21 protein-coding genes are annotated in these 20,976 nt (G+C 55.2%); 14 read left to right on the top strand and 7 right to left on the bottom strand.

Features of this window, described 5'->3' with window-relative positions:
* The first annotated feature begins 188 nt into the window (after window positions 1-188).
* Window positions 189-398, top strand: a complete 210-nt coding sequence (locus FHL07_RS04570; RefSeq protein ID WP_002554837.1) for a cold-shock protein — start codon at window positions 189-191, stop codon at window positions 396-398.
* A gap of 198 nt (window positions 399-596) precedes the next feature.
* Here the strand turns inward: FHL07_RS04570 and apbC are convergent, their stop codons facing one another.
* Window positions 597-1,691: an iron-sulfur cluster carrier protein ApbC gene (gene apbC, locus FHL07_RS04565; RefSeq protein ID WP_095002963.1), complete on the bottom strand. Its 1,095-nt coding sequence runs from the start codon at window positions 1,689-1,691 to the stop codon at window positions 597-599.
* A 181-nt stretch (window positions 1,692-1,872) separates the two neighbouring features.
* Here apbC and metG point away from each other — a divergent pair, with 181 nt between their 5' ends.
* From metG to FHL07_RS04545, 4 genes are all read left to right on the top strand, one after another.
* Window positions 1,873-3,924, top strand: a complete 2,052-nt coding sequence (gene metG / locus FHL07_RS04560; protein WP_095019461.1) for a methionine--tRNA ligase — start codon at window positions 1,873-1,875, stop codon at window positions 3,922-3,924.
* A 204-nt stretch (window positions 3,925-4,128) separates the two neighbouring features.
* Entirely contained in the window at window positions 4,129-5,121 is a 993-nt protein-coding gene (gene rsxB / locus FHL07_RS04555) for an electron transport complex subunit RsxB (RefSeq protein ID WP_138738157.1), read from the top strand.
* A 58-nt stretch (window positions 5,122-5,179) separates the two neighbouring features.
* Window positions 5,180-5,818 (top strand): endonuclease III, encoded by a 639-nt coding sequence (nth, locus tag FHL07_RS04550; protein ID WP_095002960.1) that lies wholly within the window; start codon window positions 5,180-5,182, stop codon window positions 5,816-5,818.
* Window positions 5,819-5,924: 106 nt separating this feature from the next.
* Window positions 5,925-6,107, top strand: a complete 183-nt coding sequence (locus FHL07_RS04545) for a PA3496 family putative envelope integrity protein (RefSeq protein WP_016779702.1) — start codon at window positions 5,925-5,927, stop codon at window positions 6,105-6,107.
* A gap of 85 nt (window positions 6,108-6,192) precedes the next feature.
* Here FHL07_RS04545 and FHL07_RS04540 read toward each other — a convergent pair whose 3' ends face one another.
* Complete coding sequence (locus tag FHL07_RS04540; protein ID WP_095002959.1) at window positions 6,193-6,819, bottom strand: response regulator transcription factor; 627 nt, start codon at window positions 6,817-6,819, stop codon at window positions 6,193-6,195.
* Between the two features lie 992 nt (window positions 6,820-7,811).
* On the opposite strand from FHL07_RS04540, the gene FHL07_RS04535 reads away from it, so the two are divergent.
* Window positions 7,812-8,603: a hypothetical protein gene (locus tag FHL07_RS04535; protein WP_138738156.1), complete on the top strand. Its 792-nt coding sequence runs from the start codon at window positions 7,812-7,814 to the stop codon at window positions 8,601-8,603.
* A 57-nt stretch (window positions 8,604-8,660) separates the two neighbouring features.
* On the opposite strand, the gene FHL07_RS04530 is transcribed toward FHL07_RS04535, so the two are convergent.
* Both FHL07_RS04530 and FHL07_RS04525 read right to left on the bottom strand, forming a co-directional pair.
* On the bottom strand, window positions 8,661-9,878 hold the full coding sequence (locus tag FHL07_RS04530; RefSeq protein WP_016779698.1) for an argininosuccinate synthase: 1,218 nt from the start codon (window positions 9,876-9,878) through the stop codon (window positions 8,661-8,663).
* A 127-nt stretch (window positions 9,879-10,005) separates the two neighbouring features.
* Window positions 10,006-10,911 carry a flagellar protein MotY gene (locus FHL07_RS04525; RefSeq protein WP_095024200.1) on the bottom strand — a complete coding sequence of 302 codons (906 nt, stop codon included), beginning with the start codon at window positions 10,909-10,911 and terminating at the stop codon, window positions 10,006-10,008.
* A 155-nt stretch (window positions 10,912-11,066) separates the two neighbouring features.
* Here FHL07_RS04525 and pyrC point away from each other — a divergent pair, with 155 nt between their 5' ends.
* Together pyrC and rnt are read left to right on the top strand one after the other, a co-directional pair.
* On the top strand, window positions 11,067-12,113 hold the full coding sequence (pyrC, locus tag FHL07_RS04520) for a dihydroorotase (protein WP_138738155.1): 1,047 nt from the start codon (window positions 11,067-11,069) through the stop codon (window positions 12,111-12,113).
* Window positions 12,110-12,784 (top strand): ribonuclease T, encoded by a 675-nt coding sequence (gene rnt, locus FHL07_RS04515; protein WP_016779695.1) that lies wholly within the window; start codon window positions 12,110-12,112, stop codon window positions 12,782-12,784. The genes pyrC and rnt overlap by 4 nt, the downstream gene beginning before the upstream one ends.
* 77 nt (window positions 12,785-12,861) lie before the next feature.
* On the opposite strand, the gene FHL07_RS04510 is transcribed toward rnt, so the two are convergent.
* The gene (locus tag FHL07_RS04510; RefSeq protein ID WP_095001402.1) at window positions 12,862-13,464 is read right to left on the bottom strand and encodes a peroxiredoxin; all 603 of its coding nucleotides are present in this window, start codon (window positions 13,462-13,464) and stop codon (window positions 12,862-12,864) included.
* 278 nt (window positions 13,465-13,742) lie between these two features.
* On the opposite strand from FHL07_RS04510, the gene FHL07_RS04505 reads away from it, so the two are divergent.
* Window positions 13,743-13,961: a bacterioferritin-associated ferredoxin gene (locus tag FHL07_RS04505; RefSeq protein ID WP_016779693.1), complete on the top strand. Its 219-nt coding sequence runs from the start codon at window positions 13,743-13,745 to the stop codon at window positions 13,959-13,961.
* A 198-nt stretch (window positions 13,962-14,159) separates the two neighbouring features.
* Window positions 14,160-14,630: a bacterioferritin gene (bfr, locus tag FHL07_RS04500; protein ID WP_016779692.1), complete on the top strand. Its 471-nt coding sequence runs from the start codon at window positions 14,160-14,162 to the stop codon at window positions 14,628-14,630.
* A gap of 91 nt (window positions 14,631-14,721) precedes the next feature.
* Here the strand turns inward: bfr and grxD are convergent, their stop codons facing one another.
* A complete protein-coding gene (grxD, locus tag FHL07_RS04495) occupies window positions 14,722-15,063 on the bottom strand; it encodes a Grx4 family monothiol glutaredoxin (protein ID WP_016779691.1) in 342 nt (113 codons plus the stop codon).
* Window positions 15,064-15,574: 511 nt separating this feature from the next.
* Between grxD and argF the strand changes: the two genes are divergently transcribed.
* Both argF and FHL07_RS04485 read left to right on the top strand, forming a co-directional pair.
* A complete protein-coding gene (gene argF / locus FHL07_RS04490) occupies window positions 15,575-16,495 on the top strand; it encodes an ornithine carbamoyltransferase (RefSeq protein ID WP_095001403.1) in 921 nt (306 codons plus the stop codon).
* Window positions 16,492-17,601 (top strand): ABC transporter ATP-binding protein, encoded by a 1,110-nt coding sequence (locus tag FHL07_RS04485; protein WP_095001404.1) that lies wholly within the window; start codon window positions 16,492-16,494, stop codon window positions 17,599-17,601. The genes argF and FHL07_RS04485 overlap by 4 nt, the downstream gene beginning before the upstream one ends.
* Before the next feature lie 16 nt (window positions 17,602-17,617).
* Here the strand turns inward: FHL07_RS04485 and ybaK are convergent, their stop codons facing one another.
* Window positions 17,618-18,088 (bottom strand): Cys-tRNA(Pro) deacylase, encoded by a 471-nt coding sequence (gene ybaK, locus FHL07_RS04480; protein WP_095001405.1) that lies wholly within the window; start codon window positions 18,086-18,088, stop codon window positions 17,618-17,620.
* A gap of 370 nt (window positions 18,089-18,458) precedes the next feature.
* On the opposite strand from ybaK, the gene FHL07_RS04475 reads away from it, so the two are divergent.
* Together FHL07_RS04475 and glpK are read left to right on the top strand one after the other, a co-directional pair.
* Window positions 18,459-19,310, top strand: a complete 852-nt coding sequence (locus tag FHL07_RS04475; protein ID WP_095001406.1) for an MIP/aquaporin family protein — start codon at window positions 18,459-18,461, stop codon at window positions 19,308-19,310.
* An 89-nt stretch (window positions 19,311-19,399) separates the two neighbouring features.
* Window positions 19,400-20,905 (top strand): glycerol kinase GlpK, encoded by a 1,506-nt coding sequence (gene glpK / locus FHL07_RS04470; protein ID WP_095001407.1) that lies wholly within the window; start codon window positions 19,400-19,402, stop codon window positions 20,903-20,905.
* Window positions 20,906-20,976: the final 71 nt, after the last annotated feature.

Below are 20,976 nucleotides of genomic sequence, written 5' to 3'. Positions count from 1 at the left end.
AAGACCCTTTGCACGTTCGGAAAAAAGCGTTAAGGTGGCGCCACTGTGTTGCTTGTGTCACTGAGAATCTCTACACGATATGTTGAATTTCGATCCAACCATCTCCAAGAATTTTTCCTGCTCTTTGCACTCAGTCTCGGCCAGGGCTTTTCCTGCGTCGCAGTTATCTTTGTTCAAGGAGTTACACCATGTCTAATCGCCAAACTGGTACCGTTAAGTGGTTCAACGATGAAAAAGGCTTCGGCTTCATCACTCCACAATCCGGTGACGACCTGTTTGTTCACTTCAAAGCTATCCAATCCGACGGCTTCAAAAGCCTGAAAGAAGGCCAACAGGTTTCTTTCATCGCTACTCGCGGTCAGAAAGGCATGCAAGCTGAGGAAGTTCAAGTTATCTAACTTGTACTGATCCAGTAAAAAACCCCGCCCTTAAAAGCGGGGTTTTTTTATGCCCGTAATAAACCCAGGCACGATTTTGTAGTCGCTTACGAGGCACGAGGCGGCGATGGGCTGCATAGCGGCCCCAATTTCTGAAGGCCCTGGGGGCCTTATCGCAGCCTCGTACCTCGTCAGCGACTACAGGTATTGCATCGCAATTCAGTCGTCAGTGGTCGTAATGGTCGGCATAGCCTGCGAAGCCGCTTCATGCAGGACAATACGCGCACCCACCTGTCGGGCCAGCTCCTGATAGATCAAGGCAACCGGGCTGTTGGGGTCAGCCACCGCTGTTGGCTTGCCATTGTCGGCCTGCTCGCGGATTTCCATCGACAGCGGCAGCGAGGCCAGCACCTCAACGCCATATTGCGTTGCCAGCTTCTCCCCCCCACCCTCACCGAACAGATGCTCTGCGTGACCACAGTTCGAGCAAATGTGTACCGCCATGTTCTCCACGACACCCAGCACCGGAATGTTGACCTTGCGGAACATCTCGACACCCTTGCGTGCATCCAGCAAAGCCAGATCCTGCGGCGTGGTCACAATCACCGACCCGGTCACCGGGACTTTCTGTGCCAGGGTCAGCTGGATATCGCCGGTACCCGGTGGCATATCAATGACCAGGTAATCAAGGTCATTCCAGGCCGTTTGTGTCACCAGCTGCAGCAACGCACCCGACACCATCGGACCGCGCCACACCATCGGCGTGTTGTCGTCAGTCAAAAAGGCCATCGACATGACTTCAACGCCATGGGCTTCGATGGGCACGAACCACTTCTGATCACGAATCTTCGGCCGCGTACCTTCAGCGATGCCAAACATCACGCCCTGGCTCGGACCATAAATATCCGCGTCCAGAATCCCCACCCGCGCACCTTCACGGGCCAGCGCCAGTGCCAGGTTGGCTGCGGTGGTGGACTTGCCGACACCGCCCTTGCCGGAAGCCACGGCCACAATGTTCTTCACATTGGCCAGGCCCGGGATTTGCGCCTGCGCCTTGTGCGCCGCAATCACGCAGTTGATCTCGACCTTGGCCGAGGTCACGCCATCCATGTTTTCGATGGCGGTTTGCAGGATCTGCGCCCAGCCACCCTTGAACAGACCGGCGGCATAACCCAGTTCAAGCTGAACACTGACGCGCTCACCCTGAACCTCTATGTTGCGGATGCATCCGGCACTGACCGGATCCTGATTCAGATAAGGGTCGGTGTATTGGCGAAGGACGGCCTCCACCGCTGCGCGATTAACTGCGCTCATGGGCAACTCCCGTAAAGACTGAGTAAAACAGGCCGCTATCGTACCTGTAATAAACCACCGGCAGCAGGCTTTTGAACCGCACAAAAACAGCACAAACGATCAGATACGCCAGCACGGGGTGAAATATATTGCCCGGCGCTTTATAGTGGCCGACCACCGTCTCATCAAGTAGCCGAGCCCCATGTCCGAGCCACGCAATATCTTAGTCACCAGCGCCCTGCCCTATGCCAATGGTTCAATTCACCTTGGCCATATGCTTGAGTACATCCAGACTGATATGTGGGTGCGCTTCCAGAAACTTCGCGGCAATCAGTGCACTTATGTCTGCGCAGACGATGCCCACGGCTCGGCCATCATGTTGCGCGCCGAGAAAGAAGGCATCACCCCCGAGCAACTGATCGCCAACGTCCAGGCTGAACACAGCGCCGACTTTGCCGAGTTCCTCGTCGATTTCGACAACTTCCACTCGACCCACGCCGAAGAAAACCGTGAGCTGTCGAGTGCGATCTACATCAAGCTGCGCGAAGCCGGGCATATCGCTACCCGCTCGATCACCCAGTACTTCGACCCGGAAAAGAAAATGTTCCTGGCCGACCGCTTCATCAAGGGCACCTGCCCTAAATGCGGCACTGACGATCAGTACGGCGACAACTGCGAAAAATGCGGCGCCACCTACGCGCCAACCGATCTGAAGAATCCCAAGTCCGCCATCTCCGGCGCCACTCCGGTGCTCAAGGATTCCGAGCACTTCTTCTTCAAGCTGCCCGACTTCGATGCCATGCTCAAAAGCTGGACCCGCAGCGGCGCCCTGCAGGATGCTGTAGCCAACAAGATCGCCGAATGGCTGGATACCGGCCTGCAACAGTGGGATATCTCCCGCGATGCGCCGTACTTCGGCTTCGAGATCCCGGACGCGCCAGGCAAGTACTTCTATGTATGGCTGGACGCACCAATCGGCTACATGGCCAGTTTCAAGAACCTCTGCGCCCGCCGTCCGGATCTGGACTTCGACGCGTACTGGGCCAAGGACTCCACCGCCGAGCTGTACCATTTTATCGGCAAGGACATCGTTAACTTCCACGCCCTGTTCTGGCCAGCCATGCTCGAAGGCGCAGGCTATCGCAAGCCTACTGCCATCAACGTTCACGGTTACCTGACCGTCAACGGCCAGAAGATGTCCAAATCCCGCGGCACCTTTATCAAGGCCCGCACCTACCTGGACCACCTGGCACCGGAATACCTGCGCTACTACTACGCCTCCAAGCTGGGTCGCGGGGTTGATGACCTGGACCTGAACCTGGAAGACTTCGTACAGAAGGTCAACTCGGACCTTGTCGGCAAAGTGGTCAATATCGCCAGTCGTTGTGCAGGCTTTATTCACAAGGGTAACGCCGGTGTGATGGTCGAGGGCAATGCTGCTCCCGAACTGACCGAAGCGTTCCTGGCCGCCGCACCCAGCATTGCCGAGGCCTATGAAGCCCGTGACTTCGCCCGTGCCATGCGTGAAATCATGGCGTTGGCCGACCGTGCCAACGCCTGGATCGCTGACAAGGCTCCTTGGGCAATGGCCAAAGTTGAAGGCAAGCAAGCTGAAGTTCAGGCGGTCTGCGCACTGGGCATCAACCTCTTCCGCCAGCTGATCATCTTCCTCAAGCCGGTCCTGCCAGTTTTGGCTGCCGATGCAGAGGCATTCCTGAATGTCGACCCCCTGACCTGGAACGATCACCAGGTGTTGCTGGCCAACCACCAATTGAACGCATTCAAGCCATTGCTGACCCGTATCGACCCGGTCAAGGTCCAGGCCATGACCGATGCTTCGAAAGAAGACCTGGTCGCCAGCCAGACCGACACCGGCAGCGCTGCACCACAGGGCAACGGCGAACTGGTCAAGGAGCCGCTGGCCGCAGAAATCGAGTTCGATACCTTCGCTGCCGTGGACTTGCGCGTCGCGCTGATTCTCAAGGCCGAAGCGGTTGAAGGTGCCGACAAGCTGCTGCGCCTGACCCTGGATATTGGCGACGAGCAACGCAACGTGTTTTCGGGAATCAAGAGCGCCTACCCGAACCCGGCCGAGCTTGAAGGTCGTCTGACCATGATGATCGCCAACCTGAAGCCACGCAAAATGCGCTTTGGCATATCTGAAGGCATGGTGATGGCTGCCGGCCCTGGCGGTGAAGAAATTTACCTGCTCAGCCCGGACAGCGGCGCCAAGCCAGGTCAGCGCATCAAGTAACACTGCCCCTTTGCACCGTCTGGTGGCCTGCAGGCCACCAGACGCTGTTCATCAGTAGCCGCCCCTCCCGTCATGCCGGATAATCAGCCGTCTTTACCGAGCTGAACGATCTTGCACCCACGCTTGACCGTCACGCCCCTATTTATCTCTGCGCATGTTGAGCGTCGCCCAGATGCGACCCGCTGTAGCTGGACTGATCACACCATGAGCCTGATTCAACGTATTGATGCTTTACTGCCGCAAACTCAATGCGGGAAATGCGGCCATCCTGGCTGCAAACCCTATGCGCAAGGTATTGCTCAAGGCGAGGCAATCAACAAGTGCCCGCCTGGCGGTGCCGAAACCATTGCTGCACTGGCCAGCTTGCTCAGGGTTCCCGTACTGCAACTGGATACCGATCGCGGCCAGGCCCCACCGCAAGTGGCCTATATTCGCGAAGCCGAATGCATCGGCTGCACCAAATGCATTCAGGCCTGCCCGATCGATGCCATTCTTGGCGCCGCCAAACTGATGCACAGCGTGATTATCGATGAATGCACCGGTTGCGATCTCTGCGTTGCGCCATGCCCGGTGGACTGCATCGAAATGCACCCGCTGCCTGCCAATGTCATCCCGATTGTCGGCGGCCTCGCTCAGAATGAAGAGCAGTTCAACGCCCGTAACCAGAAACGCGAGCATGCCCGCAAGCGTTTCGAGTCGCGCGACGAACGCCTGCGCCACGAAGAGCTGCACAGGCAAGCTGAACGCCTTGCCCGTGCCCAGCGCCCGCCTGCAGCAACCCTCAGCGGCACGCAAACGGATTTACCCGGGGCAGCATCAGGCAGCCTCAATGACGCCGCACTTAAAAAAGCCAAGGTCACTCTGGCCATGGCCCGCGCGCAATTGAACAAATCGTTGAAGGCCTTCGGGCATCCGCCAACCGCACAGCAGCAATCTCAGCTGGTTATTCTGCAACAGCAGTTTGAATCCGCGCAGCAGGCACTGGCTCAACTGGAGTCAATGCCCCTGGCCGCCACACCCGCACCGATAGCCAATACTGCCAAACTCAAACGGGCAAAAATCCAGCTGGCCATGCGCCGCGCCGAACTTAAAAAAGCCATGGGCCAAGAGGTGTCCGGCACCGAGCTGACACTTTTGGCTGACGCTGTCACTCAGGCAGAATCCGCACTCAATGCGCTGGATCCGGGCAAGACTTGAAAAAACCATATAAGCGCCCCACCGTTTATCGGACTGCTCTTCAGGAACGTTTTTAACCATGAACGCCGTAAAGCGCCTTGAAATATTTCGCCGGTTTCACGAAGACAACCCTGAACCTAAAACCGAACTGGCCTATTCATCGCCTTTTGAACTGCTTATCGCCGTGATCCTGTCTGCACAGGCCACTGACGTCAGCGTTAACAAGGCAATGGCCAAACTGTTTCCGGTCGCCAACACACCAGAAGCCATCTACGCTCTGGGAGTGGAAGGACTGTCGCACTACATCAAGACCATTGGCCTGTATAACAGCAAGGCCAAGAACGTGATCGAAACCTGCCGTTTATTGATTGAGCGCCATGGCAGCCAGGTCCCACAGACCCGAGAAGAGCTTGAAGCACTGCCCGGGGTAGGTCGTAAAACGGCAAACGTTGTGCTCAATACAGCTTTCCGGCAACTGACAATGGCTGTAGACACCCATATTTTCAGGGTCAGCAACCGAACCGGTATTGCCCCTGGCAAAAACGTGGTGGAGGTCGAAAAAAACCTCATGAAGTACGTACCAAAACCCTACCTGCTGGACGCCCATCACTGGCTTATCCTGCACGGGCGCTACGTGTGCCAGGCGCGCAAGCCTCGGTGCGGCAGTTGTCGCATAGAAGACCTGTGCGATTTCAAGGAAAAAACCTCTGATGATTGAGTGATAGGCGTTCTATGGGCTGATCGATTGAGAAAATCTTTTTTACCCAACGAGCGATTATCGCTATAAGGGGCGCCATTAGCTGTCTTAGCCTGGAGTGAATTGAATGAGCACTGGCAAAGAAGAACTGGAAGTAGAGGAAGATTTCGCAGTCGTCGATTCGGACGAAGTCGTAGAGCCTGTTGTCGAGGTCGCTAAAACCAATCTGGCCAAACGCCGCACCATTGACGCACTGCTGGAAGAAAAACGGCTCAGAAAAGAGCTGGAAGATTATGGATACGACCTGTAATCCCGGAGATACGGCATCAAAAGCCTCCTGTTGTGGAGGCTTTTGCTCAGGGGGCTTGGGGTATTACATCTTCAAGCCCCTCTCTTCACACCAGGCCATTGCGCTGTGCCAGCTCAATCAAATCTACAAGTGAACGGGCATTAAGCTTCAATAAAAGGCGCGTTTTGTAGGTGCTCACCGTTTTATTGCTCAAAAACATGCCATCCGCAATTTCCTTGTTACTCTTTCCACGTGCCAACTGCTGCAACACCATCATTTCTCGCCCAGAAAGGCGATTGACCATATCTGCCTCACTGGCATTCCCCAAGCTTGAACGTACTGAGTGCAAGGCTTGATTCGGGAAATAACTGTAGCCAGACAGTACGGCCTTGATTGCACTCAACAGTTCAGTCAAGTCCTGCTGCTTGCATACATAACCGGCTGCACCGGCTTGCATGCAACGCATGGAAAAGTGACCCGGGGCTTGTGAAGTCAACACCAGCACCTTGATAGGCACTGCCGGTGTGGACAACCGCGCTATAACTTCAAGCCCGTCAAGCCTAGGTATTCCAATATCCAGAATTACGATATCAGGCGCATATTCACGCGTAAGCTGCAAAGCATCCACACCATTATCCGTCTCTGCAATAACCTCGTAGCCATGTCGTTCCATGAGCATACGCACAGCAAGACGAATTACAGGATGATCATCCACGATCAGCACTTTATTCATGGGCCATTCCAATTTATCGCTGTTCGAATTTTCAGAACCAGCACCATAGCCTAGTCGCAACAAACTGGGCATAGCACCCCCTCAAGCATCAACAACCAAAGACATTTCCTACAAATATTGGAGATCAACCCTACAGATATCGCCCATTGAAACGCCCCCCACACACTTTCGTCACAAGCTGCCAGACATGGGAAGACCGAAACTCAAGAAAGCGCCGAGAATTAAAATAAAAACCCAACATAGAACTGCAACACTTTCACACAGATAACGAAATCGTACCCACTTAAGACACATTCAAAAAACCAGATATAAAACACATTCAAAAATCTGACCAAACAGCCTGACAACTCAACTACATACCCCACCCCCATGGCCTGCCGCCCAAATAAAATGCCCCACCCCCATTAAAAACCACAAAAAACACAGTGACAAATCTCAATGTTCATTCAAATTAAATCTACTATTTTTCCAAGGGAAAATATTACAATTTCATGCTTACAGAATCGGACTACAAATCATTAGGAAAACACCTAAAGCATTAAATCACGCTAAAATAACGGCAAGACGTTCGCCCAGGCAAACCCAACCAAGATAAAAATAAATATTCGATAGATACGTTCATCCACCTACAACTCCCTCTCAGACTTATCATTCAAATCAGTCACTGACTAAAAACCTTACACCCTTTACAAAAAACACTTAACGCCCTTTAACAAGGTCCGATCTGATAACGACAGCCCCCCTACAAAAACAAACCTCTTATTCAAGAAATCGATAAATTCCGCCAGCCAGGCGCGACACAATCTCATGCAATTGATTTGCGCCTTAAAAAAAACACGACTAATTTTAAAAAGCGCTAGCAACTCCCTGAAGAAAGCGCTGAACCAACCACCCGACTAACATTGGCCCTGCACAGATACCCCAAGCTGGCCATACACCTCCAAGAAGCGCCTTCTTCCTTATCATTCCGACTTTTACCAAAAGGCACTTTCATGATAAAAAACACCATAAAAATCAACCACCCACTTACCGTTATCGCTGTTTTTTCAATGCTGACGGAAGCGTCCGCTGCAGTCTCTCTCCCTTATATCGACAGTGAGCATCAAAAAATATACGTATGGTTCCTGATTGTTTTCCCATCACTTTTGATCACGTTGTTTTTCCTGACCTTAAACTTCAATAACAAAACACTTTATACCCCCGCTGACTTATCCAAAGCCGAGAACACTCCGGAAGGGTTCTCTCAGCCGACTGGCCCTTGCCTGAAGCAAGGCAATTCATTTGCAAGCACAAGTACATACGCACAACTATCTATCCCCCCCTGCCCATCAGGCTCCCCGTACAGCTTATACAGACCCCATAACATCTTCCTTCATGGCCAAAGAGTCCATCACGTAGACCCTCCCCCGTTTCCACCCCCCGAAAGAGCGCACGCAACATTCTTTGCCAAGAGTCATGCATGGAGAGAGGGCTCAGAGTTAAAAACACTTTATCTTATGGACCTGAACTACCTGCACTTGCTCTCCCCTCATAAAGGCACTGCCGAAGAGGTATTACATATCTATTACAAAGCAACCCGCAAATATAAAAACACGCCCCCCAGACATGCTGTACTGCTACTGCTTACCAACCAGCACTCCAGTATTCCTCAGGAAACTCTTCGACGGGCCATCGACAACTTCAAACATACGTCATCCATCAACCATACAACCATTATCAGCTACAACACCGACGCACACAGATTCACCCTGCTTAACTCACCCCGCCCCCAAACAAATACCTGAATTGCAGGCAAAAAAAAGCCCCAGCCAATTGGCTGGGGCTTTACCAGGCGAGCTGTATTAGAACAACTTGCGCCCTTTATTTGCAGCAATACGCATGCGCAATGCATTCAACTTGATGAAGCCGGCAGCATCGGCCTGATTGTAAGCACCGCCATCCTCTTCAAAGGTTGCGATGTTGGCATCAAACAACGACTCGTCAGACTTGCGACCGGTAACAATCACGTTGCCTTTGTACAGCTTGAGGCGAACAACACCGTTAACGTGAACCTGCGAAGCATCAATCATCTGTTGCAGCATGATGCGCTCAGGGCTCCACCAGTAGCCGGTGTAGATCAGGCTGGCGTACTTTGGCATCAACTCGTCTTTCAAGTGAGCGACTTCACGATCCAGAGTAATCGACTCAATGGCGCGGTGAGCACGCAACATGATGGTGCCGCCCGGGGTTTCATAGCAACCACGGGACTTCATGCCAACATAACGGTTTTCGACGATATCCAGACGGCCGATACCGTGTTCGCCACCAATGCGGTTCAACGTTGCCAGAACAGTCGCAGGTGTCATCTCAACACCGTCCAGCGCAACGATGTCGCCATTACGGTAGGTCAGTTCCAGGTACTGCGGCTTGTCAGGAGCGTTCTCCGGAGAGACGGTCCACTTCCACATGTCTTCTTCGTGCTCAGTCCAGGTATCTTCGAGCACACCACCTTCGTAGGAGATATGCAGCAAGTTGGCATCCATCGAGTACGGGGATTTTTTCTTGCCGTGACGCTCGATCGGGATTGCATGCTTTTCAGCGTAATCCATCAGCTTTTCACGGGAGAGCAAGTCCCACTCACGCCAAGGAGCAATAACCTTCACCCCTGGCTTCAAGGCATAGGCACCCAGTTCAAAGCGAACCTGGTCATTACCTTTACCCGTTGCACCGTGGGAAATGGCATCGGCGCCCGTTTCATTGGCGATTTCAATCAGGCGTTTGGCAATCAGCGGACGAGCAATGGAAGTACCCAGCAGGTACTCGCCTTCGTAAACGGTGTTGGCGCGGAACATCGGGAAAACGAAGTCACGAACAAACTCTTCGCGCAGGTCATCAATGTAGATTTCCTTGACGCCCATGGCTTGCGCCTTGGCACGTGCAGGTTCGACCTCTTCACCCTGACCCAGGTCAGCGGTAAAGGTTACGACTTCACAGTTATAAGTATCCTGCAGCCACTTCAGGATCACCGAAGTGTCCAGGCCGCCCGAATAAGCCAGAACGACCTTGTTTACGTCCGCCATGCCATCACTCCACGGGTTGTTCGAAAAGCCGAACAGTCTACCGCCCACAGCCATGAATTTACAGAGGCGCGACAGCTTAAGACGACAAAGCGACAGTTTATATCAAAGACGCGACGAGACCGCTGCTTCAGGAAATAGCCGCTGGATTGCTGGGACCTACAGATGGCGCAGCTTTTTCAGGCACAGGGAGCCGTTCCAGGCGGACGCTTACCCGGCGATTTTTCGCCCGGTTTACCCGACTGGTATTCGCCGCCAAGGGGTATTGCTCACCATGAAATCGCACCGTGATCTGCGACTCCTGCAGGCCGTTCTGCTTGAAATACTCCATTACCGCCAATGCCCGGCGGCGCGACAGCTCACGATTGGTCAAGCGATTGCCCTGATTATCGGAATAACCGTCGAGGATGACGTGATTGACTGTAGGGTCTGCCTTCAAGTATTCGACCATGACTTGCAAGTTGACCCGGGCCACCGCGTCCAGTTCGGTCCCCCCGCCAGGGAAACCGATCTGGCTTTGTCTGACCTGCTCAAAGTTTTTCGGTAAAAGCTTTGCGGTACAGGCCTCGTAGTCGCCGTAAGCCTGGCGAAACCTGACAGGGAGCAGGCGTACTTCCGAGACATTGCCCTCACGAGAATAATGCCTTATCAAGGGGCTGCGCCCCTCAATCAAGCCTCGAAACAAGTTGGCGGCCTGCGCCTGGGAACTGTTGAAAAGCACCTGCCCACGGCCAATACGCACCGAGCCCAGGTCAATATCACCACGGCCCGGTTGCCAGGGCGCAGCGGCGGCCAACAGCTTGGCAGAGCCCTCGCCCAACATTGAGTTGTAGGCATTAAGACGAAATACAGCCTGTTCTCCTGCACGCCTTACAAAAGCACCCGAACCAAAATCGGTAATCGGCTGAATCAGACGGCATTCGAATTTGTCACCTTCCACTTTCCACTCGATATTCTCCAGCCGCGTCTGAAAAGTCAGAGCCATGGCTGGCAGGCTGGCAAACATACTGAGCAGGATGAAATAACGCTGGCGCACGGGAGGCTCCACAGGCTTGTACAGCAAAAAAACAGGCCACAGATTTACGGCATGCTCATCAGATATCGGTCAGCAATCACAAAACTTGATAGCGAGTGCCTGCCAGAGTCTTTTCCGGTAGCATTCACCTCAGTTCGACCCGCCTGGAATCCCCAATGTCTGACCGCCTGACCCTGCTGCGTCCCGACGACTGGCATATACATCTTCGCGATGGTGCTGTGTTGCCTCACACTGTCGCGGATGTAGCGCGCACTTTTGGCCGCGCCATCATCATGCCCAACCTGGTACCCCCGGTGCGCAATGCCGCCGAGGCCGACGCCTATCGCCAGCGCATCCTGGCTGCACGCCCCGCTGGCAGCCGCTTCGAGCCGCTGATGGTGCTGTACCTCACCGATCGTACCCAGCCAGAAGACATTCGCACGGCCATGGCCAGCGGATTCGTCCATGCAGCCAAGCTGTATCCGGCCGGGGCAACGACCAACTCCGACTCCGGTGTAACCAGTATCGACGCGATCTTCCCGGTTCTGGAAGTCATGGCCGAAGTCGGCATGCCTTTGCTGATCCACGGTGAAGTCACCCGAGCCGGCGTAGACGTGTTTGACCGCGAAAAGATCTTCATCGACGAGCATATGCGCCGCGTCGTAGATCGTTTCCCGACGCTGAAAGTCGTGTTTGAGCACATCACCACCGCCGACGCGGTGCAGTTCGTCAACGAGGCTTCGGCCAACGTCGGCGCAACCATTACCGCTCATCACCTGCTGTACAACCGCAATCACATGCTGGTTGGCGGCATTCGCCCGCACTTTTATTGCCTGCCGATCCTCAAGCGCAACACCCATCAGGAAGCCCTGCTGGATGCGGCCACCAGCGGCAGCGAGAAGTTTTTCCTGGGCACTGACTCGGCACCTCACGCCCAGCACGCCAAGGAAGCGGCGTGCGGTTGCGCCGGGTGTTATACCGCCTATGCGGCCATCGAGATGTACGCCGAAGCGTTCGAACAGCGCAATGCGCTCGACAAGCTGGAAGCCTTTGCCAGCCTTAACGGCCCGCGCTTCTACGGCTTGCCCGCCAGCAACGAACAGATCACCCTGGTTCGCCAGGAGTGGACCGCCCCAACCAGCCTGCCTTTCGGCGAGCTGACCGTAATTCCGCTGCGCGCCGGTGAAACACTGCGCTGGCGCCTGCTGGAGGAACAGCTGTGAGTGACGACCATTATGATGACGAACACGAAGGCGGCCATGGCGGCGGTCCACGCCACCCGATGGCAGAGCGCTTTCGCGGTTATCTGCCGGTCGTAATCGATGTTGAAACCGGCGGTTTCAACAGTGCTACTGATGCATTGCTGGAAATTGCTGCCGTAACGATCGGCATGGACGAAAGAGGCTTTGTGTTCCCCGAACACACCTATTTCCACCGTGTCGAGCCGTTTGAAGGCGCCAATATCGAAGCCGCTGCACTGGAATTCACCGGTATCAAGCTCGATCACCCACTGCGCATGGCCGTCAGTGAAGAGACAGCCCTGACCGATATCTTCCGCGGTGTGCGCAAGGCCCTGAAGGCCAATGGCTGCAAACGCGCCATTCTGGTGGGGCATAACAGCAGCTTCGACCTGGGCTTCCTCAACGCCGCTGTCGCGCGCCTGGACATGAAGCGCAACCCTTTCCACCCGTTCTCGAGCTTTGACACCGCGACCCTTGCTGGCCTGGCCTATGGCCAGACCGTCCTGGCAAAAGCCTGCCAGGCCGCCGACATCGACTTTGATGGGCGTGAAGCACACTCGGCCCGTTACGACACCGAGAAAACCGCCGAGTTGTTCTGTGGCATCGTAAACAGCTGGAAACAAATGGGCGGCTGGAAAGACTTCAACGACTGATCCTGTCGTAAAGGCTTACAGCGCACCATAAAAAAACCGGACACTGGGTCCGGTTTTTTTATGCCTGAAACTGACGATTACAGCTGGTCAGCATTTTCAGTCAGGTAAGCCGCAACACCTGCAGTCGAAGCGGTCATGCCCTTGTCGCCTTTTTTCCAGTTGGCCGGGCAAACTTCGCCGTGCTCTTCGTGGAATTGCAGGGCGTCAACCAGACGCAGCAGCTCGTCCATGTTGCGGCCCAGTGGCAGGTCGTTGACGATCTGCGAGCGCACAACGCCTTTGTCGTCGATCAGGAACGCGCCGCGCAGAGCCACGCCGCCTTCGGTTTCAACGTCGTAGGCCTTGCAGATGGCGTGATTGATGTCGGCAGCCATGGTGTATTTCACCTGGCCGATGCCGCCATTGTTCACTGGCGTGTTGCGCCATGCGTTGTGGGTGAAATGGGAGTCAATGGACACCGCAACCACTTCAACATTGCGCGCCTGGAACTCAGGAATACGGTGATCCAGTGCGATCAGCTCGGACGGGCATACGAAAGTGAAGTCCAGTGGGTAGAAGAACACCAGGCCATATTTGCCTTTGATGGCGGAGGACAGCGTGAAGCTGTCAACGATTTCGCCAGTGCCAAGTACGGCGGCGACGGTGAAGTCAGGGGCTTGTTTGCCTACGAGTACGCTCATTGGATATCTCCTGGTGTGCAGCGTGAAAAACAGAACCTGATTGGGCAGCCGTTGAAAACGACGCCAGGCAATCAGCTCCCGGGTAAAAAGACCGGTCATCATACACCGCTCGTCGGAACTGGCAGGCACCCTTTTTCACCCGCCCGAAAGCGCTCAAAAGAACCGTTCGTCAGCACAGTGCCTGAGACCCTCAATTGAGACTCAAGGTACTTTGACAATCATTCTCGTTAACATTAAGATCCTTGGCATTGAATCCCAACCAGCGATGGTTCTTATTTATGTACGTTTGCCTTTGCACTGGCGTCACCGATGGAAAAATCCGCGACGCAATCTACGACGGTTGCTGCAGTTACCGTGAAGTGCGTGAAGCGACAGGTGTTGCCAGCCAATGTGGCAAATGTGCCTGTCTGGCCAAGCAAGTGGTTCGTGAAACCCTTTCCTCGCTGCAAGCCAGCCAGGCTGTCATGAGTTTCCCGGCAGAATTTTCAGTCGCCTGATTAACCAATTCCAAAGAACCGGACATAGCGTCCGGTTTTTTTATGCCCAGAATTCAAGTGCTTAGGCCCAAGACGCGGAACACAAACATTCTTATTCCGATTAATTTTCATTTATTATTCAAATACTTAGGTTTGACAGTCTGCAAGGTGCGGATCAAACTCTGCCCTATATACAGTTAATTAAGGCAGGCCCCAGCCATGAAAGGCGACATTTCGGTTATTCAGCACCTCAACAAAATTCTCGGCAACGAACTGGTCGCAATCAACCAATACTTCCTGCATGCACGCATGTATCAGGATTGGGGCCTGGAGAAGTTGGGCGCGCATGAGTACCACGAGTCCATCGACGAGATGAAACACGCGGACAAACTGATTAAACGCATCCTGTTCCTGGAAGGCCTGCCAAACGTACAGGACTTGGGCAAGCTGCATATCGGCGAGCACACCAAGGAAATGCTGGAGTGTGACCTGCGCATCGAGAAGACTGGCCACGCCGACCTCAAGGCCGCCATTGCCCATTGTGAAGTAGTTGGTGACTTTGGCAGCCGGGAAATGCTCGAAGATATTCTTGAGTCGGAAGAAGAACATATCGACTGGCTGGAAACTCAGTTGGGCCTGATCGACAAAGTGGGTATTGAGAATTACCTGCAATCGCAAATGGGTGAGTAACTAACACCCATTAAAAAGCCCCGCCTTGTTTATCACAGAGGCGGGGCTTTTTTATGCGTGCGACAAAACAACTGTCACGACGCGACTGATATCACGCTTCAGTCTTGTTTGCTGCGGCTTTCTCGACAGCTTCTTTGATCAAAGCCTGCAAAGAACCATCAGCGGCCATTTCAGCCATGATGTCGCTACCGCCAACCAGCTCGCCACCTACCCACAATTGCGGGAAAGTTGGCCAGTTGGCGTACTTTGGCAGATTGGCACGAATTTCAGGATTCTGGAGGATGTCCACGTAAGCGAACTTCTCGCCACACCCCATGACTGCCTGAGCAGCTTTAGCCGAAAAGCCGCACTGCGGGGCATTCGGGGAGCCTTTCATGTAGAGCAGAATGGTGTTGTTGGCAATCTGGTCTTTAATAGTTTCGATGATATCCATGGAGCACCTCGGCTGAACTTTCCGACGCAGATGTCGGCACGGTGGCGCATTGTAACGGAAAGCCGAGCGCGACGCTCGGTCTCCCCGACAGACAATAGTATGCCCCTGCTCCCTCCACAAAGCTTGTTGTCCCTGCCGAGAAACGATGGCTGCGAGCAGTTAAACCCCGCCTCATGACAGGAATGCTGACAACGCCATCGCAGCCGTCGCTCCTCGCCAGCGATGACAAATACGACGACCTCGCCCCCCCTCGCAATTGCCAAGCTACGCCACGGCAGTGTACAAATGGGCAGCTGAGGTGAGGCAAACCGCCTGATGTGGCTCATGCAGCGCAAGACCCGCTCAAACCTCTATACATATGACCCTTATTGGCAAGACGCGACATTTCCTTATAAGATCGCGCCTTCCCCTATTTCGTCGCCCCGTGCGGCTTTCGCCGCAGGTCTCGCCCGTTTTTCCGAAAACCCCGGCCTTGAGCATCTGCGATCGTTGCAAAAAAAGGTAGTTAATGATGAGCGCAAGGCACTTTCTCTCCCTGATGGATTGCACTCCCGAAGAGCTAGTCAGCGTGATTCGCCGCGGCATCGAGCTTAAGGACCTGCGCCAGCGCAGCGTTCTGTTCGAACCCTTGAAAGGTCGCGTACTGGGCATGATTTTCGAAAAATCATCGACCCGCACCCGCCTGTCATTTGAAGCTGGCATGATCCAGCTCGGTGGCCAGGCCATTTTTCTGTCACCACGAGATACCCAACTGGGTCGTGGCGAACCGATAGGCGACTGCGCCATCGTCATGTCACGCATGCTTGACGCCGTCATGATCCGCACCTTCGCCCACAGCACCCTGACCGAGTTTGCGGCCAATTCCCGCGTACCGGTTATCAATGGCCTGTCGGACGACCTGCACCCATGCCAGCTGCTGGCTGACATGCAGACCTTCCTTGAGCATCGCGGATCGATCAAGGGCAAGACCGTGGCCTGGATTGGTGACGGCAACAACATGTGCAACAGCTATATAGAAGCGGCTATCCAGTTTGACTTCCACCTGCGTGTTGCTTGCCCGCAAGGCTATGAACCAAACCCCGAGTTCGTGGCGCTGGCAGGCGAACGCGTTACCATCGTTCGCGACCCGCGTGATGCCGTGATTGGCGCCCATCTGGTGAGCACCGACGTATGGACATCAATGGGTCAGGAAGACGAAACGGCCAAGCGCCTCGAACTGTTTGCCCCGTATCAGGTCAACCGTGCCCTGCTCGACCTGGCGGCCGATGACGTGCTGTTCATGCACTGCCTGCCTGCTCATCGCGGCGAAGAGATCAGCGTCGATCTGCTGGACGACCCTCGCTCCGTGGCCTGGGATCAGGCCGAAAACCGCCTGCATGCGCAAAAAGCGCTGCTCGAATTCCTTGTCCAACCGGCGTACCAATCCGCATGAGTCAGCCGCTATTGCTAAACCTTCGTGATCTGGCCTGTGGGTATCAGGGCCAGAGCGTGGTGCAAAACCTCAACCTGCATCTCAATGCCGGTGATATCGGCTGCTTGCTGGGCTCTTCGGGGTGCGGCAAAACCACGACATTGCGTGCTATTGCCGGGTTCGAACCGGTACACCAGGGTGAAATCAGGCTGGCAGGCGAAGTGATCTCCAGCGCCGGCTTCACCTTGGCACCCGAGAAACGTCGTATTGGTATGGTGTTTCAGGACTACGCCCTGTTCCCGCACCTGAGCGTGGCCGACAACATTGCCTTCGGCATTCGCAAGCACCCGAACAAAGACCGTGTGACCGAAGAGCTGCTTGAGCTGGTCAACCTTAAAAACCTGGGCAAACGCTTTGCGCACGAGTTATCAGGTGGTCAGCAGCAACGCGTTGCCCTGGCCCGCGCCCTGGCACCCGAGCCGCAACTGCTGTTGCTGGATGAGCCATTCTCCAACCTGGATGGCGAGCTGCGCCGCAAGCTCAGCCACGAAGTGCGCGATATCCTGAAAGCCCGTGGTACAAGTGCGATTTTGGTGACACACGATCAGGAAGAAGCCTTCGCTGTCAGCGATCATGTTGGCGTGTTCAAGGAAGGCCGCCTTGAACAGTGGGACACCCCTTACAACCTCTACCACGAACCTCAGACGCCCTTTGTGGCGAGCTTTATCGGTCAGGGCTACTTTATTCGCGGCCAGTTGCTGACACCTGAATCGGTACAAACCGAGCTGGGTGTCTTGCGTGGCAACCGTGCGTATACCTGGCCAACGGGCGGTGCAGTGGATGTATTGCTGCGCCCGGACGATATCGTCTACGCACCGGACAGCGATTTGAAGGCGCGGATCATCGGCAAGACATTCCTCGGCGCATCGACCCTTTATCGCCTGCAACTGCCGACAGGCAGCCAGCTGGAGTCGATCTTCCCGAGTCATGCCGACCACTTGCCTGGCGCTGAAGTGGGCATTCGCGTTGCCGCCGAACACCTGGTGATGTTTCAAACCAGCGGCAGCATAGCGGCGCAAATCCCGCAATCCGAATCAGGTGTAAGGCGTTTCAGCACAGCGCACTAAAAACCTGTGGCAGCGCTTACGCCCTGCCTACTTCTGCGAACTTCGCTTGCGTGTGCTCTGCCAGCACCGCAGGCGCCAGTTCCACCTCCAGCCCGCGTCGTCCGGCGCTGACAAAAATAGTCGAAAAACCCTCGGCACTTTTATCAATAAAAGTACGCAGGCGCTTCTTTTGCCCCAACGGGCTGATCCCGCCAAGCAGATAACCTGTGGAGCGTTGAGCCGCCGCCGGGTCCGCCATTTCGACTTTTTTCACCCCCGCTGCCTGAGCCAGCGCTTTCAAATCAAGACTTCCGACGACCGGTACGACGGCAACCAGCAACTCGCCCTTTTCACTGCTGGCCAACAGCGTCTTGAACACTTGCGCAGGCTCCAGGCCAAGCTTTTCTGCGGCCTCCAGGCCGTAGGATGCCGCCTTGGGGTCGTGTTCATAGCTGTGTACCCGATGTTCGGCGCGAACTTTTTTCAGCAGGTCCAGTGCAGGCGTCATGACAGCTCCAGTTTTGCAGAGGAGAAAGAAATACGATGGCCGATTTTAGGCTATTACCCCGTAAAAAGGCGCTGAAACCGAGGTTACAGACCCAGCATGTAGCGAAAAAGTTACCTTTACCCCTCTCAATTCGTAGTCTTTGTTTACATAAAAACCAATACCAAAGCACTCATCTGAAGTCAGAATGTGAATACCCGTTCACTTTCGACCTTTGACAGCAGTGTTTCTTGTCTATATTTTTTCGAATCTGAATATACTCACACGACTCAGCCTGACAGCGTAAAACACAAATACGCAGTTCCCGGTCCAGGCTCAGGCGCACTGCCACCCTGATTGACGACGTCAAAAAAAAACAATAACGAGGTTTTACATGTCGACTGCATCGCAGCACCCCACACTTTCAGGCCAGTGCCTGGCCGAGTTTCTCGGCACCGCACTTTTGATATTCTTCGGTACCGGCTGTGTTGCGGCTCTCAAGGTCGCGGGCGCAAGTTTTGGCCTATGGGAAATCAGCATCATCTGGGGCATTGGCGTCAGCATGGCGATTTATCTGACGGCCGGCGTTTCCGGCGCACACCTGAACCCGGCGGTCAGCATTGCGCTGTGCCTGTTCACCGATTTTGAAAAACGTAAACTGCCTTTCTATATCCTCGCCCAGATCGCAGGGGCCTTTTGCGCAGCGGCGTTGGTTTACACGCTCTACAGCAACCTGTTCTTCGATTACGAACAAGCCCACCAGATGGTACGTGGCAGCCAGGCCAGCCTGGAATTGGCCTCGGTATTCTCGACCTACCCGCACCCTTCGCTGACAACGCTGCAGGCCTTCCTCGTCGAGCTTGTGATAACCGCTATCCTTATGGGCGTAATCATGGCCCTGACCGACGACAAAAACGGCTTGCCCCGTGGCCCATTGGCCCCCCTGCTGATCGGCTTGCTGATCGCCGTCATTGGCAGCTCGATGGGCCCATTGACCGGTTTTGCGATGAACCCTGCGCGTGATTTCGGGCCCAAGCTGATGACTTTCTTCGCTGGCTGGGGGGACGTCTCGTTCACCGGCGGGCGCGATATCCCGTATTTCCTGATTCCCATTTTTGCACCCATCGTAGGTGCCTGTCTGGGCGCTGCCATTTATCGCGGGATGATTGCCCGGCACTTGCCTGACATTGCCCCGGCAGATGCGGTTACCCAAGCCGCTGCGCCTGCAAAGACCCAGGCATCCTGATACCGACTGATGAAACGGGGCGCACGAGACCTACTGCCCGTTACCTGTCTCGCGCCCGCAACCTCCCTCATTCTGCAAGGCACTAACAAATGACCGACACTCAGAATAAGAACTACATCATTGCGCTGGACCAAGGCACCACCAGTTCGCGAGCGATCATCTTCGATCGTGACGCCAACGTGGTGTGCACAGCACAACGTGAGTTCCAACAGCATTACCCGCAACCGGGCTGGGTCGAACACGACCCGATGGAGATTTTTGCCACCCAGAGCGCCGTGATGGTTGAGGCCCTGGCCCAGGCCGGCCTGCATCATGACCAGGTTGCCGCCATCGGCATTACCAACCAGCGCGAAACCACGGTGGTCTGGGACAAAGAAAGCGGCCGCCCGATCTACAACGCCATCGTCTGGCAATGCCGTCGCAGCACCGAGATCTGCGAGCAGCTCAAACGCGACGGTCACGAGCAATACATCAGCGATACCACCGGCCTGGTGACCGACCCGTACTTCTCCGGCACCAAACTGAAGTGGATCCTCGACAACGTCGAAGGCAGCCGCGAACGGGCGCGCAAAGGCGAACTGCTGTTTGGCACCATCGACAGCTGGCTGATCTGGAAATTTACCGGCGGCAAAACCCACGTTACCGATTACACCAACGCCTCGCGCACCATGCTCTTTAACATCCACACTCTGGAGTGGGATGCCAAGATGCTGGAGGTGCTGGATATCCCGCGCGAAATGTTGCCTGAAGTGAAGTCGTCTTCAGAAATCTACGGCCGCACCAAAAGCGGTATCGCCATCGGCGGCATTGCCGGCGACCAACAGGCCGCGCTGTTTGGCCAGATGTGCGTCGAGCCCGGCCAGGCCAAGAACACCTACGGCACCGGCTGCTTCCTGCTGATGAACACCGGCGCCAACGCCGTGAAGTCGACCCACGGCATGCTGACCACCATCGCCTGCGGCCCCCGCGGCGAAGTGGCCTACGCCCTGGAAGGCGCCGTGTTCAACGGTGGTTCCACCGTGCAATGGCTGCGTGACGAACTGAAGATCATCAACGACGCCCACGACACCGAATACTTCGCCAATAAAGTCAAAGACAGCAATGGCGTGTATCTGGTGCCTGCCTTCACCGGCCTCGGTGCCCCCTACTGGGACCCGTATGCCCGTGGCGCACTGTTCGGCCTTACTCGCGGTGTACGCGTAGACCACATCATTCGTGCTGCGCTGGAGTCGATTGCCTACCAGACACGGGACGTACTGGACGCTATGCAACAGGACTCCGGCGAACGCCTCAAAGCCCTGCGTGTAGACGGTGGTGCCGTAGCCAACAACTTCCTGATGCAGTTTCAGGCAGACATCCTCGGCACCCAGGTTGAACGCCCGCAAATGCGTGAAACCACGGCCTTGGGCGCTGCCTACCTGGCGGGTCTGGCTTGCGGCTTCTGGGGCAGCCTGGATGAACTGCGCGGCAAGGCGGTGATCGAGCGCGAGTTCGAACCTGCACTGGACGAAAGCTGCAAAGAGAAGCTCTATGCCGGCTGGAAAAAAGCCGTAAGCCGTACCCGCGACTGGGAACCTCACGAAGAAAGCAACTAAGTACGGGCAATTACATCTGCGGGCGCCTATGGCGCCCGCAGTTGCTTGAGGCACCTGCGAGTAGCAGACGA

The organism is Pseudomonas sp. FSL W7-0098 (assembly GCF_005930585.1).
GTDB classification, from domain to species: domain Bacteria; phylum Pseudomonadota; class Gammaproteobacteria; order Pseudomonadales; family Pseudomonadaceae; genus Aquipseudomonas; species Aquipseudomonas bubulae.
Note: the sequence above shows the minus strand (reverse complement) of the source record. Positions and strands in the feature narration are given on the sequence as shown.

Coding starts and splice junctions, on each gene's coding strand:
- glpK (WP_095001407.1), top strand. CDS start 19,400: ATGACCGACACTCAGAATAAGAACTACATCATTGCGCTGGACCAAGGC.
- FHL07_RS04540 (WP_095002959.1), bottom strand. CDS start 6,819: ATGAATAAAGTGCTGATCGTGGATGATCATCCTGTAATTCGTCTTGCT.
- apbC (WP_095002963.1), bottom strand. CDS start 1,691: ATGAGCGCAGTTAATCGCGCAGCGGTGGAGGCCGTCCTTCGCCAATAC.
- nth (WP_095002960.1), top strand. CDS start 5,180: ATGAACGCCGTAAAGCGCCTTGAAATATTTCGCCGGTTTCACGAAGAC.
- FHL07_RS04535 (WP_138738156.1), top strand. CDS start 7,812: ATGATAAAAAACACCATAAAAATCAACCACCCACTTACCGTTATCGCT.
- ybaK (WP_095001405.1), bottom strand. CDS start 18,088: ATGACGCCTGCACTGGACCTGCTGAAAAAAGTTCGCGCCGAACATCGG.
- bfr (WP_016779692.1), top strand. CDS start 14,160: ATGAAAGGCGACATTTCGGTTATTCAGCACCTCAACAAAATTCTCGGC.
- FHL07_RS04485 (WP_095001404.1), top strand. CDS start 16,492: ATGAGTCAGCCGCTATTGCTAAACCTTCGTGATCTGGCCTGTGGGTAT.
- argF (WP_095001403.1), top strand. CDS start 15,575: ATGAGCGCAAGGCACTTTCTCTCCCTGATGGATTGCACTCCCGAAGAG.
- FHL07_RS04475 (WP_095001406.1), top strand. CDS start 18,459: ATGTCGACTGCATCGCAGCACCCCACACTTTCAGGCCAGTGCCTGGCC.
- rsxB (WP_138738157.1), top strand. CDS start 4,129: ATGAGCCTGATTCAACGTATTGATGCTTTACTGCCGCAAACTCAATGC.
- grxD (WP_016779691.1), bottom strand. CDS start 15,063: ATGGATATCATCGAAACTATTAAAGACCAGATTGCCAACAACACCATT.
- metG (WP_095019461.1), top strand. CDS start 1,873: ATGTCCGAGCCACGCAATATCTTAGTCACCAGCGCCCTGCCCTATGCC.
- pyrC (WP_138738155.1), top strand. CDS start 11,067: ATGTCTGACCGCCTGACCCTGCTGCGTCCCGACGACTGGCATATACAT.
- FHL07_RS04505 (WP_016779693.1), top strand. CDS start 13,743: ATGTACGTTTGCCTTTGCACTGGCGTCACCGATGGAAAAATCCGCGAC.
- FHL07_RS04510 (WP_095001402.1), bottom strand. CDS start 13,464: ATGAGCGTACTCGTAGGCAAACAAGCCCCTGACTTCACCGTCGCCGCC.
- FHL07_RS04530 (WP_016779698.1), bottom strand. CDS start 9,878: ATGGCGGACGTAAACAAGGTCGTTCTGGCTTATTCGGGCGGCCTGGAC.
- FHL07_RS04545 (WP_016779702.1), top strand. CDS start 5,925: ATGAGCACTGGCAAAGAAGAACTGGAAGTAGAGGAAGATTTCGCAGTC.
- FHL07_RS04570 (WP_002554837.1), top strand. CDS start 189: ATGTCTAATCGCCAAACTGGTACCGTTAAGTGGTTCAACGATGAAAAA.